Annotated in this window: 12 protein-coding genes; 6 read left to right on the top strand and 6 right to left on the bottom strand. The window is 58.3% G+C overall.

Translation table 11 applies throughout. The features are described from left to right. Positions 1 to 19 precede the first annotated feature (19 nt). From O4G22_RS10170 to ppdK, 4 genes are all read left to right on the top strand, one after another. Entirely contained in the window at positions 20 to 913 is an 894-nt protein-coding gene (locus O4G22_RS10170) for a class I SAM-dependent methyltransferase (RefSeq protein WP_306701720.1), read from the top strand. 96 nt (positions 914 to 1,009) lie between these two features. After that, a complete protein-coding gene (locus O4G22_RS10165; protein WP_022197391.1) occupies positions 1,010 to 2,098 on the top strand; it encodes a tetratricopeptide repeat protein in 1,089 nt (362 codons plus the stop codon). Positions 2,099 to 2,113: 15 nt separating this feature from the next. Beyond that, a complete protein-coding gene (locus O4G22_RS10160; protein WP_345784508.1) occupies positions 2,114 to 3,661 on the top strand; it encodes a glucose-6-phosphate isomerase in 1,548 nt (515 codons plus the stop codon). A gap of 372 nt (positions 3,662 to 4,033) precedes the next feature. Beyond that, entirely contained in the window at positions 4,034 to 6,778 is a 2,745-nt protein-coding gene (ppdK, locus tag O4G22_RS10155; protein ID WP_065529236.1) for a pyruvate, phosphate dikinase, read from the top strand. 308 nt (positions 6,779 to 7,086) lie between these two features. Here ppdK and aat read toward each other — a convergent pair whose 3' ends face one another. The 4 genes from aat to O4G22_RS10135 form a co-directional block, all read right to left on the bottom strand. Beyond that, complete coding sequence (gene aat, locus O4G22_RS10150) at positions 7,087 to 7,665, bottom strand: leucyl/phenylalanyl-tRNA--protein transferase (protein WP_306701718.1); 579 nt, start codon at positions 7,663 to 7,665, stop codon at positions 7,087 to 7,089. Further along, positions 7,662 to 8,687: an A/G-specific adenine glycosylase gene (locus O4G22_RS10145; protein WP_306701717.1), complete on the bottom strand. Its 1,026-nt coding sequence runs from the start codon at positions 8,685 to 8,687 to the stop codon at positions 7,662 to 7,664. Before O4G22_RS10145 ends, aat begins: the two co-directional genes overlap by 4 nt. Continuing rightward, positions 8,680 to 9,612, bottom strand: a complete 933-nt coding sequence (locus O4G22_RS10140; RefSeq protein ID WP_306701716.1) for a shikimate dehydrogenase family protein — start codon at positions 9,610 to 9,612, stop codon at positions 8,680 to 8,682. Before O4G22_RS10140 ends, O4G22_RS10145 begins: the two co-directional genes overlap by 8 nt. 254 nt (positions 9,613 to 9,866) lie before the next feature. Next, on the bottom strand, positions 9,867 to 13,409 hold the full coding sequence (locus tag O4G22_RS10135) for an adenosylcobalamin-dependent ribonucleoside-diphosphate reductase (RefSeq protein WP_306701715.1): 3,543 nt from the start codon (positions 13,407 to 13,409) through the stop codon (positions 9,867 to 9,869). Positions 13,410 to 14,111: 702 nt separating this feature from the next. Between O4G22_RS10135 and O4G22_RS10130 the strand changes: the two genes are divergently transcribed. Continuing rightward, positions 14,112 to 15,485, top strand: a complete 1,374-nt coding sequence (locus O4G22_RS10130; RefSeq protein ID WP_306701714.1) for an NADase-type glycan-binding domain-containing protein — start codon at positions 14,112 to 14,114, stop codon at positions 15,483 to 15,485. 81 nt (positions 15,486 to 15,566) lie between these two features. Here the strand turns inward: O4G22_RS10130 and O4G22_RS10125 are convergent, their stop codons facing one another. Then, the gene (locus O4G22_RS10125) at positions 15,567 to 16,286 is read right to left on the bottom strand and encodes a TIGR02206 family membrane protein (protein ID WP_094139563.1); all 720 of its coding nucleotides are present in this window, start codon (positions 16,284 to 16,286) and stop codon (positions 15,567 to 15,569) included. Between the two features lie 103 nt (positions 16,287 to 16,389). On the opposite strand from O4G22_RS10125, the gene O4G22_RS10120 reads away from it, so the two are divergent. Then, complete coding sequence (locus tag O4G22_RS10120; protein WP_022196954.1) at positions 16,390 to 16,899, top strand: thioredoxin family protein; 510 nt, start codon at positions 16,390 to 16,392, stop codon at positions 16,897 to 16,899. A gap of 412 nt (positions 16,900 to 17,311) precedes the next feature. On the opposite strand, the gene O4G22_RS10115 is transcribed toward O4G22_RS10120, so the two are convergent. Next, entirely contained in the window at positions 17,312 to 18,529 is a 1,218-nt protein-coding gene (locus O4G22_RS10115; protein ID WP_022196953.1) for an aspartate kinase, read from the bottom strand. Positions 18,530 to 18,532 lie beyond the last annotated feature (3 nt).

Below are 18,532 nucleotides of genomic sequence, written 5' to 3'. Positions count from 1 at the left end.
CGTTACTCTTTGCTCTGCCGTGGAAAGAAATTATCATCATTGCGTGGAACGCAACAGGGAATTGATTCCGCCGGATACGGATATATTCCGGGTCATGGACGGGGCAGGGGATGGAATCCCCGGTGTCTTTGTGGATCAGATGGCGGACCGTATTCTCGTTTCCACGCGCGGCTGTTCCATTCCTGTGGACTTGGAAAGCGAACTTCGGAGTACGGGCATGCCTGTATTCCACAAGAAGCTGGAACAAAACCAGAAAGAAGCGCCTTTCCAAATTGCCGGCCCGGCCCTCCCCCTGCAATTTACGGCCATGGAGCAGGGAGTGCGTTTCAAAATAGACATGGCCGCCGGGTATTCCCAGGGAATTTTTCTGGATCAGCGCGACCACCGCCGCCGGGTAAGGGAAAGAAGCGCTCCGGGCATGAGGGTGCTGAATACCTTTGCCTATACGGGAGCCTTTTCCGTTTACGCCGCCCTGGGGGGGGCGCAGACAACCACGCTGGACCTGGCGCAGCCGTGTCTGGACTGGGCCAGGGAAAATTTCATCCTGAACGGCATTGACCCTTCCGCTCAATATTTTTGCAAGGGGGACGCGCGCCGCTGGCTGGAACGGTTCGCCAGGCAGGGCCGAACCTTTCACGGCATTATCCTGGACCCTCCCACATTTTCCCGGGATGACCGCGGGAAGGTGTTCCGGGTGGAATCCCACTACGGGGAGCTGGTGGCCCTGGCGCGCGAATGTCTGGAACCGGGCGGCTGGATGCTGTGCACCAGCAACTGCCGCAAGCTGGGCCACGAGGACTTCCGCAGGATGGTGGCCCAGGCCGTTCCCGGTTTCCGCCTGACCCGTGACCCCATGCCTCCGGATTTCTCCGGGGAGGATTATTTGAAAAGATTGTGGATAGATTGGAAATAAATATTTTATGAAAAATTTTCCTCTCTGTGGCTGACGCATTTTATCCTTTTGAAAATGCTTCCGCTTTGATAGAAAGCCGTCCAATTACTTTTTTCTATGAAAAAACTAGCCTATGTTGCTGGGCTCTTCGCTCTCACGTGTGCCCCTCTCCTTGCCGCTCTCTATGAGGGGCTGGAGGTGGGAATGGACAAGGATCAGGTGCTGAAAACCCTGAGGCGAAGCAAGCAGCTTGAAGGTCCGCCCACGGATGCCCTCCTCGCACGCACCGGACTCAACGGCGTGTTTAAAACCAGGCAGGCCATAGGCGGCCAGACCTTTGCCCTGAACTTTGACTATGACCCCTCCGGCGGCTTGAGGGCCGTTGTCTTCTATTCCCGGAGCAAGCACCGCGGTTCCGAATATGAAACCAAACTGAAATCCGCCTATAAGGCCCTTCTGGTGGGCCTGACGGAACAGTTCGGGGAACCGGTGAACATGCCGGAATGGGTGGCCAGGGAATCTCTTCAGGAAGGCCGCATCCAGTACATGCACATGTGGAAGGTATCTCCCGGCGTTTTCCTCATGTCCGGCCTGGGCAACATGGGAGCCATGGAGGGCTACTTCCCCCTTTTCCGTTTTTCCGGCCCCTCCGGCATGCCTCCCAAGTCCAAAAGGGACAGGGAGGAACTGAAAAGGGAATGGGCGGCCATCCCGGAATTTCCCGGCTTGAAGGAGGCGGAACTCCACATTTCCGACGCCGTGCTCGCCATGGGTTCCAAAAAGTATAAAGATGCCTTTGAATGCTTCCAGCAGGCGGCGGAACTGGGCTGCCCCCGTGGCTACTGGGGCATGGCGTTCCTGTATGACCAGGGCAAATACGGCGTGAAGAGGGATAAGAAAAAAGCGGAGGAAATGCACCGCAAGGCCGGAGCTGCCGGCTATGCCCCTTCCGCCTCCAGATTCGGAGCAGCGTGGCCGGATGCGGCGCGGGTTCTGGGACTAACCGCTGCGGAAGCCAGGGAACAGGCCCGCACGCGCCGCCGGGCGGCTGTGGAAGGCTATGCCTCGGAACAATATAACCTGGGCGTGATGTATCAGACCGGTTTCGGCCTGCCCAAGGACATGGCCAAAGCCCGGGAATGGTTCCAGAAAGCGGCGGACCAGGGAGACGTGCAGGCTAAAAGCGTCCTGAAAAAACTCCGGTAATTCTTTTTCCAACCCATGACCATCATGAGCTTATACGCACAACAACTCGTTCGCTACCCAGAACTGGGCATCTCCCTTGATTTTTCCAAACTTCCGCTGGACGATGCGTTCCTGTCTTCCATGCAGGGGCGGATAGACAAGGCGTTTGCCGACATGAAGGCGCTGGAATCCGGCGCCATTGCCAATCCTGATGAAAAACGCATGGTGGGGCACTACTGGCTGCGCAATTCCTCCCTGGCTCCCACGCCGGAATTGAAGGCTGCCATTGATGGTCCCCTGGCGGACGTCAAAGCCTTCGGACGGGACGTTCTGGACGGCAAAATAACGCCTCCCCGCGCGGAACAATATTCCGCGGCCCTCGTCATTGGCATCGGCGGTTCCGCTCTTGGCCCGGAGCTGGTGGCGGACGCCATTCCTGCGGCGGGGCTGGACATGTTCTTTCTGGACAACACGGACCCGGACGGCATGTACCGGGTGCTGGAATCCCTCCCTCTGGAAGAAACGCTTGTCGTCGTTATTTCCAAATCCGGCGGCACGCCGGAAACCCGCAACGGCATGCTGGTGGCCCAGGATTTCTTCAGGAAGAACGGGCTGGAATTCGCTCCCCAGGCGGTTGCCGTCACGGGAGCAGGCTCCCGGCTGGACAAAACGGCTGAGGCGGAAGGCTGGCTCAAGCGTTTCCCGATGGAAGACTGGGTGGGCGGCCGCACCTCCGTCATGTCCGTGGTGGGGCTGGTTCCCGCCGTGCTTCAGGGCGTGAACGTGGATGAACTGCTGGAAGGCGCGCGCCTGATGGACGAAAAGACGCGCCGGGACTGCGTAAAATGCAACGCCTCCATGAAACTGGCGCTGGCCTGGTACAAGGCTACCGGCGGCAAGGGGGAAAAGGACATGGTGGTTCTTCCCTACAAGGATGCCCTGGTGCTCTTCTCCAAATACCTCCAGCAGCTCATTATGGAATCCCTCGGCAAGCGGCTGGATCTGGAGGGCAACGAAGTCTGCCAGGGCATCTCCGTGTACGGCAACAAGGGTTCCACGGACCAGCATGCCTATGTGCAGCAGCTCCGTGACGGCGTGAACAACTTCTTCGCCACTTTCATTGAAGTGCGCGAATGTTCCGCGGATGCGGTGGAAGTGGAAGCGGGCGCCACCTGCGGAGACTTCCTCCAGGGCTTCCTGCGCGGCACCCGCCAGGCGCTTGCGGAATCCGGCCGTTCCTCCATTACCATCTCCATCCCGGAGGTGAACGCCAAAACGCTCGGCATGCTGATCGCCCTGTTTGAGCGCGCCGTCTCCTTCTATGCTTCTCTGGTCAATATCAACGCCTATCATCAGCCGGGCGTGGAAGCCGGCAAGAAAGCGGCGGGTTCCTTCCTGGCCCTGCTGGGCAGGGTGAGGAGCGCTCTGGGAACCGCCCCGGAAACAGCCGCCCAGATGGCTGCCCGGCTGGATGCGGATCAGGAAGCCGTGTACCATTGCCTCGTGCACATAGCCTCCGGTGATTCCTCCGTCAAGTGGGTGCAGGCTGACTGCGCGGATGAAGACACCTTCTGCAAGGCGTAAAAAACAGGGCATATTATTTCCGGCGGACGCTTATCCGGTTGATAAGCGTCCGTTTTTCTTTTCCGGTCAACCGTGAAAAGAAACCTGCTGCGCTTCTCTTCCCGGGTAATTCCGGGACTGCTGGAAAACAGGAAACGGCATTGTCCGGAGGAAGAAGGCCCCCCGGACGGGACAGGCTGGAAAAGCAGGGTTTCGGCATGCTTTCTTTCTCCCGAAAACTCTGAAAAATATTTTTGTTTTCCGTACAATTTCGGATTGACAAAGCAAGGGGCTGAAGGCATCCTCATTCGACCCTAACTCGCTATTGGGTCTTCTGTTGGCTCCTTTGGTCGATGTTTGGGCAGAATCATTAATTCGACTACAATAATCGATATGTCCACCAATTCCTGCGCGTGCAGCGCATCTACTGACAAATTCGTCTATTCTTTCGGCGGAGGGTCCGCTGACGGTAATGGCAGCATGAAAAATCTTTTGGGCGGCAAGGGCGCCAACCTTGCGGAAATGGCCCGCATCGGCCTTCCTGTCCCTCCCGGATTCACCATCACGACGGAGGTTTGCACTTACTACTACGATCACGGCTGCACTTATCCCGCCCAGCTTGACGCGCAGGTCAAGGAAGGCATTGCCAAAATGGAGCAGATCCTGGGGCGCAAGTTCGGCGATACGGAAGCTATGCCCCTGCTGGTGGCCGTGCGTTCCGGCGCCCGTGAATCCATGCCCGGCATGATGGACACGATTTTGAACCTCGGCCTGAATGAAAAATCCGTGGAAGCCATGGTGAAGGCTACGAACAACCCCCGCTTCGCCTGGGACTGCTACCGCCGTTTTGTACAGATGTACGGCGACGTGGTGCTGGGCGTGCAGAAAACCCCGGATGAAGACCACGAACCTTTTGAAACCGCCATCGCCGCCATCAAGAAAGAACGCTTCGGCAGCGAGGACGTGGAAGACACCAAGCTTTCCGCCGACGACCTGAAAGAACTGGTCTCCCGCTTCAAGGCGCTGGTGCTGGAACGCACCGGCCATGAATTCCCGGAATGCCCCTGGGAACAGCTTCAGGGAGCCATTGGCGCCGTGTTCGGTTCCTGGAACAATGACCGCGCCATCGTGTACCGCCAGAAATACGGCATCCCGTCCGAATGGGGCACCGCCGTCAACGTGCAGGCCATGGTCTTCGGCAACACGGGCGAGGAATCCGGTTCCGGCGTGGCGTTCACCCGTAACCCCGCCTCCGGCGAAAACGAATTCTATGGCGAATTCCTGATGAATGCCCAGGGTGAAGACGTCGTGGCCGGCGTGCGTACGCCCGCCCCTGTTGCTGCCCTTCATGAAGTGATGCCCGCCGCCTTCAATGAACTGGTGCGCATTCGCGAAGTGCTGGAAAACCACTTCCACGACATGCAGGACTTCGAATTCACCATTCAGGACCGCACCGTTTACATGCTCCAGACCCGCAACGGGAAGCGTACCGGCGTGGCCGCTTTCCGCATTGCCTGCGAAATGGTGGAACAGGGCCTGATTGACTGGAAGACCGCCGTGCGCCGCATTCCTGCGGATCAGGTGGACCAGCTGCTGACCCCCATTTTTGACCGTGAAGCCATCAAGAGCGCCAAGGTTCTGACCCGCGGTCTTCCCGCCGGTCCCGGCGCCGCCACCGGACGCATCTACCTGAACGCGGAACGTTGCGTGGAAGCCGCGGACAGAGGTGAAAAGGTTCTGCTGGTCCGTCTGGAAACCTCTCCGGAAGACCTGCGCGGCATGATTGCCGCTGAAGGCATCCTGACCGCCCGCGGCGGCGTTTCCTCCCATGCCGCCCTCGTTGCCCGCCAGATGGGCAAAGTCTGCGTTTGCGGCGCGGATGAAATCATTGTGGACTACAACAACCGCACCGTTTCCGTTGGCGACGTAACCATCAGCGAAGGTGACTACCTCTCCATTGACGGAACGAGCGGCCTGGTATACGCCGGCAAGGTGGAAACTTCCCCCTCTGAAATCATCCAGGTTCTGATCTCCAAGACCATGAAGCCGGAAGACAGCCGCACCTACCAGAACTTCGCCAAGCTCATGCAGTGGTGCGACGACTGCACCAAAATGAAAGTGCGCACCAACGCGGACTCTCCCAAGCAGACGGAAACCGCTATCGCCTTCGGCGCCACCGGCATCGGCCTCTGCCGCACGGAACACATGTTCTTTGAAGGGGACCGGATCGACTTCGTCCGTGAAATGATCCTCTCCACCAAGAAGAGCGACCGCGTAGCCGCCGTTTCCAAGCTCCTTCCCTATCAGAAGGGGGACTTCAAGGGCATCTTCAAGGCGCTCAAGGGCCTGCCGGGCACCATCCGCCTTCTGGACCCGCCCCTGCACGAATTCCTTCCCCAGACGAAGGAACAGCAGCTTGACCTGGCCCAGAAAATCGGCATGCCTGTGGAAGTCATCATGCGCCGCGTGTCTGAACTCCATGAGTTCAACCCGATGCTCGGCCACCGCGGCTGCCGTCTCGGCATCGCCTATCCGGAAATCACGGAAATGCAGGCCCGCGCTATCTTTGAAGCCGCTGTGGAAGTCTCCCAGGAAGAAGGCTTTGCCGTGGTGCCTGAAATCATGGTTCCCCTGGTGGCCTTCAAGAAGGAGCTGGACATCCAGAAAGCCATCATTGACAAGGTGGCCCAGCAGGTATTTGAGGAAAAAGGCGCCAAAGTGGACTACCTCGTCGGCACCATGATTGAAATCCCGCGCGCCGCCGTCACGGCTGACGAAATCGCGGAAACCGCCCAGTTCTTCTCCTTCGGCACCAATGACCTGACCCAGACGGGCCTGGGCATGAGCCGCGACGACTCCGGCTCCTTCCTGCCGCAGTACCAGGAACTGGAAATCATCAAGAAGAACGTCTTCGCTTCCATTGACCAGAACGGCGTCGGCAAGCTGATGAAGATTGCCGTGGAACTCGGCCGCTCCACCCGCCCGGACATCAAGCTGGGCATCTGCGGCGAACACGGCGGCGACCCCGCTTCCGTCAAGTTCTGCAACACGCTGGGCCTGACTTACGTGAGCTGCTCTCCCTACCGCGTCCCGACCGCCCGTCTGGCCGCGGCCCAGGCGGCTCTGGAACAGGAATAAACCTTTTTGTTAAGGGTTAATAGACAAGCCCGTGGTTCTCCGGAACCACGGGCTTTTTAGCGGATGGAATAGCCTTGGCGAATATGGCTTGAATCTGCGGGCCGATTGTCTCATGCGCGCGGGTGGACATACCTTCATAGTTCTCGCCTTTCCCGGAGGCCGCCAATTTCAATTCCGGCGTTTTTTATGCCGGAACCATGCTTTCTGGATATTCGAGCATAGGGTTCGGCTTGATGATTCAAGTATTGATGGTAAAGGCTGAAGAAAAATGACCAACAGTTTATTCCGGATAATGAAAACATGGTTTATTATCCTGCCAACGCTCGCTTCAGCATTTTCCGGTATTCTTCCGCCGGCACTTCATAGGCGCCGAATTTCAGCAGATGCGGCGTTGTCCACTGGGTATCCAGGAAAAGGAACTGGTGCGCCCGCAGGTATTGCACCAGGGCCACCAGGGCAATCTTGCTGGCGTCCGTTTTCCGGTGAAACATGCTTTCCCCGAAAAAAGCTTTTCCCAGGGCTACTCCGTACAGGCCTCCCTGCAGCCCTTCCTCGTCCCAGCATTCCACACTGTGGGCAAAGCCCATCTCGTGAAGCTTGCCGTATGCTTCTTCAATCTGTCCGTCTATCCATTGTTCTTCCGGCTGGTCCGTCCGGGCGCAGGCATGGATCACCTCCGGGAAAGCGGTGTCCATCCGGAGTTCAAAAGGTTTTTTATTCAAAGCCCGTTTGAGGCCGTGGGGGATGTGAAAGCGGTCGTCCAGGGGAATCAGGGCGCGCGGGTCCGGTTCGTAAAAGGAGATTTCTCCCGTTTCCGGGTCCGCCATGGGAAAACATCCCTGGCAATAGGCGGAGAGGACAAGTTCCGGCGTTAATCTGTCATTCATCTGATGTGGTCCAGCAGTTTGCCCAGGGCAGGGGAGTTCAGCGCCTTGCGGTCCGGAGAGGCCATAGGCAGACCGTGGATTTTATCCAGCGGCACGAATTCCTCTCCTTCCCTGAGGAGAGGCGTATCCGTCACATGGTGGATGTAGCGGGTCACCCTGTAGCGGGTAATGCTGTAGGTCTGTTTCAGGACATGGGGCAGGGAAAGGGTGTGCTCGTCCTCCCTCTGGGGGAAGCGGTACATGCCGGCATGGCGTTTGCCCTCCGGGCATTTGGCCAGCAGGACGGATTTGCCGCGGATGTAAAGAATGTCGTGATGCTCCACCCGGGTGACTTGCGGCTTGGGATTTTTGACGGGAAGCGTTTCCGGCCGTTCCGCGGAGCAGAAGGGGCGCACGGGGCACAGCAGGCAGTTCGGGGAACTGATGCTGCAGCAGGTTTGCCCCAGTTCCATGATGGCTGAATTGAATTCACGGGCATGTTCCGGGTCCACCAGGCTTTCCGCGCGGCTCCACAGGTATTTTTGGCCTTCCGTGGAATCCACGGGAACGGAATAATTGTCAATGCGGGCCAGGACGCGCGCCACATTGGCGTCTACGATGGGAGCCGCCTTGTTGAAGGCGAAGGAGAGGAGCGCTCCCGACGTATAGGGGCCGATGCCCGGCAGGCGTTTCAACCCTTCCGCGTTGTCCGGGAACCGTCCTCCGAACTTGTTGACGATTTCCCTGGCGATGGCCTGGAGGGAGCGCACGCGGCGGTAATAGCCCAGTCCTTCCCAAGAGCGCAGGGCCGTCTGCTCATCCACGGCGGCCAGATGGCCCGGGGTGGGGAACTGGCGCATCCACCTGTCATATCTTCCCAGAACGGTGGGAATGGTCGTCTGCTGCAGCATCAGCTCGGAAACCAGGATGTGCCACGGATCCGTTGTCCGCCTCCACGGGTAGTCTTTCCCTTCGCGCCTGAACCATTCTATCAGCGCGTTCCGGAAAGCATGGACGTTAAAATGGGAGGTGGCGTCAGTCATGTTTTTGTTCAAGGGCCCGGCGCATGGAGGAAATATCCGGTTTGACGCCGAACCAGCGTTCAAAGGAGAGGGCCCCCTGGTGAACCAGCATGGAAAGGCCGTTGGAAACTCTGGCGCCCTGAAAGCGGGCTTCCATCTGGAAGGCATCGTCATGCGTCTGTAAATCGTAAACCAGATGGTGGGCGGAAAGCAGTGCGGGGGGCACGGGGGAAGGGTCCGTAGGCTTCAGGCCGAGGGAGGTGGCGTTGACGATCAGGTCCGCATCCTCCACAGCGGCATTGAAACGGGGAGTATTGTTCTGGTGGGCCGCCAGGCGGTCGGAGGCTCCTTCCAGCCTGTGTTCGTCAATGAAGAAGGAACTCAGCCTGTTTTTAAGCTCCTGAAGCTTTTCTTCCGATCTTCCGGCCAGCGTCAGCCGTTCACAGCGCTGCATGGCGCAGGTGTAGGCCAAGGCTAGCCCGGCTCCGCCGCAGGAACCCAGAAGGGCCACTTTCAAATCGCGCAAATCCACGGAAAATTCTTCCCGGATGGCGCGGGCGAAACCCGGGCCGTCCGTGTTGAAGCCGGAGACGGAACCGTCCTTTTGAAAGACGAGCGTATTGACGGAACCAGTGACGCGGGAAAGAGCGTCCGTGTCACTGCACAGGGAACAGGCAGCCTGCTTGTGGGGCACCGTCACGTTGGCCCCCGTGAATCCCCTTTCCCTGAGGAGCCGCACCACCTCCCCGAATTCTTCCGGAGAAGCCTGTATACGGATATAACGGGCGCGAATGCCCGCCGCGTCCAGCGCAGCCTGCTGCATGGCGGGAGATTTGGAATGGGCAATGGGAAACCCGATCACGGCCAGCCTGGCGGGAACGGATTCCCCGGCGTCAAACGGATGTCCTTCATCCAGAAGGTCAGCCAGGGTATAGTAGGGTTTCATGGAAGATAAAGGTGCGGCTTCAGGCGTATGCGGCGGACTATGAATGAAATGCTGCCGGATTTCAAGGCAAACGCCTATCATTCCTTTTCCCCGCGCGGCGGTTTCCGTTCGCTTTTTCCGGAAAGTCCATGCTGGACGGGGGCCGGGAAGGCCGGAAAATCGTCTCTCCCGGAAAAAATACCTTTTCCGTAAATTCACCAGGCGGAACCCGGCAGCAACCGGATTCCGCCCGGAAAGAGTGGGTATGGAATGATTTATTCCCCGCAGCCGCCGTCCTTGTATCCGCAGGAGCGGCAGGATTTGCATTTGCCGTCCTGGACATAGGCCAGGGAGTGGCACTGCGGGCAGAGGGAGGCTCCGTTGAGCATTGTTCCTTCCGGAACCTTTCCGACGGGAATTTCCGGAAGGGCCGGAGTAGCGGGATGCGCCGGAGCGGTGATGATGCGGGGGGGCAGCACGCTTACCGTCGTATCCGGAGCCTGGCCCGGAAGGCTGACGCTGGGGATGGAGAACACGTCCCGCAGGCGGTAGCCGTTGCTTTCAGGGAAAAGCCACGCCAGAATCTTGGCAATCAAATCCACCACGGAAGCGCAGGAGCGGATTTCCGTACAGGTATCCGCCTCCGTATCATCCCCCACGCGGCAGAACCCGGAGGGCTCGAAGGAGTAATTGCGGAATCCCTTAACCACTTCCTTGAGAGGCACGCCGAACTGAAGGGCGGTGGAGAGGAGCTTGCAGTAAGCTTCAAACATGCCGGAAGCGAAGGAACCGACTTGTCCCAGGCGTCCGAAAACTTCCCCGCAGGTGCCGTCCGCATAGACGCCTACCGTCAGGTAGCCCGTCAGCTGGCCTCCCACGGAGAATTTGACGGTCTGGCCCAGGCGGCGGCCGGGCAGCTTGCGCTGGCGCGGCTTGGATGCCTCCGCGATGATTTCGTCAATGGCGTCTGAGCCGGCATTCACCAGCTGTTCCCAGACGTGGTTGGCCTTGAACATGCGCGTTTCCGGGGTATCCACCACGTAAACGGCATTCGCCTTGGAGCCGGCGCGGAAGATGGCGATGCACTTCACGCCCAATTCGTGGGACATGATGAGGGAGTCGTAAATATCCTGCACGCCGGCGGAGACGGGCATATTGACCGTCTTGGAGCACGCGCCGGAGATGAAGGGCTGGAGGGCGCCCAGCATCAGCACATGGCCGGCGGGGGAAATGGCGCGGATGCCGTTGCCGTTGGTGGCGGCGCAGTCAAAGACCGGCAGGTCCTTCTTATTCAGCCACGGAATGGATTCAATATGGGCGGCCCCGTTCACTACGGCGAGTTCGTCCACCGTCAGCACGGCCATGTTGGCAGGGTTGCTGATATAGGCCACTTTTTCCTGAATTTCACTGCGGGATTCCGTGCCGGAGAGCAGGCGGCGCCAAGCGAGGCGCACGGGGCCGGCCTGGTCATTGCAGGGGTCCACAATGAGCTGGTTCACGACGGAATCCATATTCCCCTGGAACGCGGAAATCAGGCCGTCCAGACCCGCCACTTCCAGAGCGGCTTCATTGACGAAGTCTTCCGGGTAACCCAGGGCGCGGAGGCCTTCCAGGGCCAGGCGGTTGAACATCTTCAGGGAGCCGCCGCCCGCCAGTTGCTTCCATTTCACCAGCGTGTAGTCCGGTTCAATGGAAGTGGTGCCTTCGTCATAGCAGCCCAGCGGGGCGGAAATGGTGCCCGTAGGGGCCATTACGGAAACAAACGCGTTGCGGTGCGCCGTGGCCTTGATCACCTTCGCCCACATGTCGGAAGCGGCTTCCGCCAGCTTGGCCGCGGGGGCGATGCGCTCCCTGTTCATCATGGTGGGGGCCTTGAAGCTCTTGAGATAGGCATGCAGGGCATAGGAAGCGGTGAGCCCCTGCGCTTCCGGCAGGATCCCTCCGGCATTGGCGATGATGTTCTCAATCAGGTCGTCCAGCGTCTTGGAATCCTTCTGGGAGGGCAGGGCGCTTGCCAGTTTCTGGGCTGCGTTGTGCAGGCGCAGCACGGCGAGCAGGTCTTTCTTGCTGGCGGGGTATTCCACATAGGAACCCAGTTCCGCGCCCATTTCCGCGGAGGCCGTCCAGCAGGCCGCCGTCAGGGCGCTGCAAAGCTGGGAGGCAATCCAGCGGCCTTCGTCGGAATCGTAAGGCACGCCCAGGGCCATCAGGGAGCCGCCCACGTTGGCGAATCCGATGCCCGTGGTGCGGTACTTGTAAGTGCCTTCCGCGATTTCTTCAATCGGGAAGCCGCCGCGTTCCACATTCAGGTCCGCGCAGACCATGGCCAGGCGGGCGGCGTGGGTCAGGGCGTCCGCATCGAAAACGGGCTTGCCGTCCTCTCCCCTGGTCAGGAAGCGGTAGGCGTTGAAGGAGGAAAGGTTGCAGCTCGTATTGTTCAGGAAGACGTATTCCGAGCAGGGATTGGACGTAGTGATGGTGCCGATGGACTTGACGGGGTTCCACAGGTTGATCACATCGTTATTGTGCACGCCGGGTTCCCCGTTGTCCCAGATGGACTGGGCCATGGCTTCCAGAAGTTCCTGGGCGCGGAACGTCTGTTCGATGTGGGCCGGATTCGTGACCCAGCGCGTATAGGTGTTGCCGTTATTGGCGAGCGCCTGCCAGAAATCCCCCTTCAGGGAGACGGAATGGTTCGCGTTCTGGTGGGAGAGCGTTTCCCCGTACAGCAGGGCGTCCATGTGCGGGTCAAAACTGTTCCGCGTAGCCAGGGGCAGGGAAAGAATGACGCGTGCGGCGGCCTTTTCCGCCGGAGTGCCGGCAACCAGCTTGGTTTCCGCAATCTGCTTGAGCTCCACATGCACGTTGTGTTCGCGCAGGATAACCTTGGCGATGTCTTCCTGGCGGTTCTTCGTATTGATGAATTCGAAAATATCCGGGTGGTCGCTGAACATCAGGACCATGCGTGCGGCGCGGCGCGTCTTTCCTCCGGATTTGATGGCTCCGGCCATGCGGTCCCAGCCGCGGTCGAAGGAGATGGGACCGGAGGACCGGCCCTTGCCGCTGATGGGTTCCTTGGAGGACCGGAGGGTGGACAGGTTGATGCCCACGCCGGAACCGGACGCGAAAATACGGCCTTCCGTCGTCAGGTGGTCCAGAATATCCTCCATGCTGTCTCCCACTTCCGTCAGGAAACAGGCGGAACACTGGGGATATTCATACGTGGACTGGACCGTGAAGGTTTTCAGATTGTTCTTGGTCCCCTTGGTATGGTAGGCCTTGTTGCCGTGGCCTGTATAGCTTTCCCTCAGGTCCGGGCGTCCCCAGCGCCACTGCTCCCAGTGACCGATGTTGAACCAGACGGGGGAATTGGGCGCCCATACCTGCTGCACCAGCATGGCCTTGATTTCCTCATTGAAAATTTCCGCGTCTTCCAGCGTGGCGAAGTAGCCTTCCTCCCATCCCCATACGGTGTAAGTATTGGAAATGCGGTCGTAAATATTGCGGAAGCTGTCTTCATATTCCAGGGAGCCGGGTTCGCTGCCGAAAAGGTACTTGTCCGCCGTGATTTTGACGGCGTTGTCATCCCAATGGGCCGGAGCTTCCAGACCCAGACGCTCGTAAATGGTCTTGCCGGTTTTCCAATCCATAATGCGGACGTCGCGGCGCGTCCAGTCCACTTCATCATAGGGGTGGACTTCATTGTGTGAAAATCTTCTGGTGAATTTCAAACCGCCCAGCAGGTCTTTCCTCTGGGGGAGGAGGATTTCCTGGCCTGTGCGCAGTTTGAGTATGGTTTGCGAGTTGTCTGTGGTCATTGGCTTGCGAAGTAGAAAGATTTGGGAACAATCCCGTAAGGCTTGCGCTTCGTCGTGGGGCGGCGGCGCGTAGCGTGTGCATTATCTACTGAAAAATAATCCTGATGAAAAGGAAATATTGTACAGTATTTTTTTATATACGCTATATATTGTGTTGTTTGTCCTGTTTTCTAGAAAAAATTCTCCTGTCTTGCGTGATTTTTTTCTGTTCTTTGCACGCTTCCTTTTTTTGTTTGGCGCATGATATCGCAGGGCGTTTGGGGGCTCTTCCGGCAGGCGGGCGGTTCATAAAAAGCTGGTAATAAGAGCGCGTTAACAGCGTCTGGTGGGCGAAAAAATACGGTCTTCTTGCAAATACGCAACAATGGGGTCTAACTGTTGCCAATGAGTGAATTGTGTTGTATTATGACGTGAAAACCCTCCAATGCTCCTTGGTGTGTTTTTACCTGGTTGTACCTGGAACCATGTTTACGATTCTCCGGTAGAAGGATGTCCCGGCATCAACTCGGCGGTTTGCATAGGGCATGAGGCGTGCGTTTCGGAGTTTGGAACGAATGTTTCCTGCCGTGGACGTTGCTGGTTAAAGGGAGGGCTGAAGGCTGCCCTTTGTTGTTCAGGGGAAAGGGCGGGTACGGAAAGGGCCTGTCCTCCCTCCCCTAAATGGACTTGATGAACGGACTGCAGCGCGTTACTCTAACGGCCATGAGATTGGCTATCCTGATCTGGCTGGCCGGCATTGCTTGCTGCGTGCCGGGCATGGCCGCCGAACCCCAGCGTAAGGAACAGACCGCCGCGGAAAAAGCCACGCAGCCCCGTCAGCAGGAGATATCCCTTCAATGCATTGCTCCGGTCCCCGGCTTGCCCGTTCCCATGGATTTGACGCAGGCGGACGGAATCCGGCTGAACGCCCTGGACGTTACTGTTTCCCTGAAGCAGCACCAGGCTTTCCTGATTTACACCTGCGCGCTGGATATCCCCAGGGGAGTAAAGGGCAAGACCATTTCCGTAGGCGTGCCGTTCCAGTATGAGCCGCCTGATGAACAGGCCAATGCCGCCAGTCAGGAACCCATACGCAGCATCCCTTTTACGAAAGCGGTTCAGGATGTCTTGACGTCCGTGGATGATTTGAAATGTGATTATTCCCTGGTGGAGGGGAGGCATTTTCAGGCGGACGCTCCCTCCATGTTCCCCATTGCCGGAATAACTCACTGGCTGGTGGCCCAGGTTCCCAATAAGGCAGGAATCCATGTTCTTACCTTCCAGTTCGCCGTTCCTTATACGCAGGATGTTACCATTACGCCGGAACCAAAGGTCCACATGGGGGAACCGCGCCTGACGCTGCTTGCCTCTCCGGTAATGACCTGGACAGGGGGCACTCCAAGGGCGGTGGTCAATGTGTACAGCTCGGAGATGACCAACCAGTCCGTCAAGCTGGATCCCTCTGCGGATGCCAAATCCATCGTGACGACGCCCAAAGGCGTTTATACCTGGTCTCTGCTGGGGGGAGACGGCAGGCCCTATGCTCCATCCGTGGTGCTGACTCCGGGCCCCGGTTGGGTGCTGGACAAGGATGGGAGGATTACCGTCCGCGGAGAAAAAGGCGTTTTGACGGACCAGTACGATGTGACGGCCAGTTCCACTCTGGACAGGGATCCTTACGGGGCACTATGTTCCCCGGAGAATCTGAAGAAAAGTTCCGGCTATTGGGCGGAAAGCGTTTCCGGAGACGGCCAGGGGGAAACACTGGAAATCAGGCTCAGGAAACCCGGCCGGCTGCTGGGCATCATGCTGGAGACCGGCATTTCCCCGGTAACCAACCCGGAAAAGGATTCGGAAGCCCGGAGGCACCCGAATATTGCCTATTCCATGTTCAGCCGCCCCAAAAGCATCCAGGTGACGCTGAATGGAAATTATACTTTTGACGCCACGCTGCGGGATGACTGGACTCCGCAGATCGTTGTGCCTCCGTACTACAGGCAGCCTGTGCACACCATCAAAATCAGGATGAATTCCATTTATCGCGGAACCGGGACATCGGACACCTACATCGGCATCCTTAAGCCGATTGTACAGTAAAGGCCTGTCCGGGCTCTTTTTTGGGAAACGGGAGGGACGTTTTCGCGGGAATTCAGACGGAACAGGGGGAAAAATCCCATTTCAGTGGCGGAGCAGGGAACTGCCCGTGCGGCCCCTGGGATAACGGCGGAAGGGAAGCGTGAGCAGGTACATCAGCGCCAGCGCAGGAACCTGCATCCACAGCAGGTACCAGGGCCATGGCCCGAGAAAGTCCAGCACGGAACCTCCGGCGGGCGTGGCCACGGTAAACCCGTAATTGGTTCCCAGGAGCATGTTGACGGGATGGATAGCGGCCAGATACGCGTTCGCCAGCAAAAAAGCCCACAGGAAGTCCCATCGCGCCGGTTTCCATTTCAGCGCCAGAGGCAGGTAGAGCGCCGTGATGACTGTCACGCCGTGGGACAGGAAAAAGGCAACATACGTCCATGAGGGGAAATCATGGGCCACGGAAGGAGTCACCAGCCCCTGGAGGGTGGCGCACAGCACGCAGTAATAGGCCACGGAGCGCAGCCGCCGGGAGGGTATCCACAGGCTCAGGGCGCACACCACCTGCATGACGGAGCAGAAATGCAGGGGAAGCATCCATGTCCAGTTCTTCTCCGGTTCATCGGCCAGCATGGCGGCCAGGTCGGGAACCAGGCTGAACAGGCAGGCCGCCCCCAGCCAGAAGGTAGTGCGGTTTCTGACGGTTTTCTTGTAGGACTGCCCCAGCTCCAGGATGCAGGTTCCCGCCGCCAGGAGTGCGGCCAGGGCCGCCCAGTGGGAAACACCTGCGAATTCCAGTGGAGGGACGCCATTCATGCAACCTTCACCATAACAGAAAGAGGGGGGAGAGGGCAACGCAGAAAAGCGGGATGGGTTTCAGACTTGCAAATTCGCCTTCTCCGGGCATACTTGCCTGCGGATGAAACAGGGCTTGTTCATATTGGTCTGCGGTTTGCTGGCGGCCGGTCTGACCGGGTGCGACGATTCCAGTGAACGCCGCGCCCGTTATGCGGAAAAAAAGCCCGCTCCGCGTCCTCTGGAAAGGACGTTTGACCCTCCCAAAAAAGTCCTCCCGCCCGCAAAACCCAAGAAAAAGGCCCCCGTATGGATGGATTACAAGGGAGAGGACATGCGGCAGCTTACGGAACTTTCCGGCCGCAAGGTACTCCTTGTTTTTTACGCTTCATGGAGCCGTCCGGCCATGGATTACGTCCAGGCGGTAAAATCTTATGCCGAATCGCAGGACGGCAAGGCGTTTGCCGTGCTGATTGATGCGGACGCCTATCCGGACATAGCCCGCAAATATGGCCTGGAAGCCGTTCCTCTAACGGTTCTGTATCTGGAAGGAATGAAGCTGAAGGATATGGTTGGCGGCATTACTGCGCCGCGCCTGAACGAACTGATTGAGCAGACGATACGGGTGCAATAACAGGGATTGACTGCGGCAGCCTCTGCGCGGTGCGGAGGACGGTGGATTCCCTGTAGATGAACCTTCTGTTTGTTGTGCTTTTTTGCTCCGTACCTGTAAAGACTTCCCTTTCCCCCGGAGAATTCCGTTGCCAGGAGGCATGGATTTTAGGTGAACGCTGAAAAACCTGGGCGGCAAGCCGGTAAAACCGGAACAGGGAAAGGACGGCGTCATTTTCCTGTGTTTCTATGACGGCCGTTCCGCCCGCCACAGTATGTGAAGAGAGACGGCCCTTCCTTCATTCGGAATTTGGAAGGAAACGGGGAATGGCGTTCCTCTTCCGGGAAAGGGCTGCTTTTCTTGCCGCATGAAAAAGCCGGTTCACGGGAACGTGAACCGGCGCGGAAAAAAGAGTTGATAAATACTGAAAAAATCAGGCTCCCAGGTTGAACGCCTTATGCACTACCCGGGCCGCTTCCTCAATATCGGATTCGTCCACCATCACGGCAATCTTGATTTCCGAGGTGGAAATCATGCCGATCTTGATGTTGGCGTCCGCCAGGGCCTTGAAAGCGGTGGCTCCTACGCCGGAATGGGAACGCATGCCGATGCCGACTAGGGAAAGCTTGGCCAGTCCAGCTTCCGTTTCCACCTTGACGGTGGAGCCGAGGGCGGCCATGACCGGTTTGAGGGCGGCCTGGGCGCGGCCCAGTTCGTTGGAGGGCATCGTAAAGGACTGGCGGACATAGCCGTCATGGGCAGTATTGGCCAGAATCATATCCAGATTGATTTCCGCTTCTGCCAGGGCGCCCAGTATCTGGGCCGTGTAGCCGATCTGGTCCGGAATGCCGGTAATGGTAACGCGGGCCTGGTTGCGGTCAATGGAAATGCCGCGGATGACGACGGCTTCCATGGAGGGGGTTTCTTCTTGCACGATTGTACCGGGGTTGTTGTTCATGGAGTTGCGAACTTCAAAGACGACACCGAATTTTTTGGCGAATTCCACGGAACGCGACTGCATCACCTTGGACCCGTTGGAAGCCATTTCCAGCATTTCGTCATATGAAAGGGTTTGTATTTTCTTGGCGTCCTTGACCACGCGGGGGTCACAGGTATAGACGCCGTCCACATCTGTGAAAATCTGGCACACGTCCGCTTTCAGGGCGGCCGCGATGGCGATGGCGGAGAGATCGGAACCGCCGCGGCCCAGCGTCTGGACCATTCCTTCTTCCGTAACCCCCTGGAAGCCGGCGCAGATCAGGATGTTGCCTTCCAGCAGGTACTTGTTCATCAGCGTTGGGTCAATATTGTGGATGCGCCCCCGCGTGTGGCTGCCGAAGGTGGTGATCCCGGCCTGCGCCCCCGTGAAGGACACGGCTTTTTCCCCCAGTTCATGCAGAGCCATGCAGAGCAGGGCGATGGACTGCTGTTCGCCGGTGGCCATCAGCACGTCAAGTTCGCGTTCGCAAGGGGTTTCAGACAATTCCCTGGCAAGGCCAATCAGCTTGTCCGTCACGCCGCTCATGGCGGAAACGACGGCGACCACCTGGTTGCCTTCCCTGGCGGTTTCATGGATGCGGCGCGCTACATTGCGGATGCGGTCAATGGTGCCGACGGAGCTGCCCCCGAATTTTTGAACGATAAGAGCCATGTA

Origin of the sequence: Akkermansia muciniphila, from assembly GCF_030848305.1 — a bacterium.
Taxonomy (GTDB): domain Bacteria; phylum Verrucomicrobiota; class Verrucomicrobiia; order Verrucomicrobiales; family Akkermansiaceae; genus Akkermansia; species Akkermansia muciniphila_A.
Note: the sequence above shows the minus strand (reverse complement) of the source record. Positions and strands in the feature narration are given on the sequence as shown.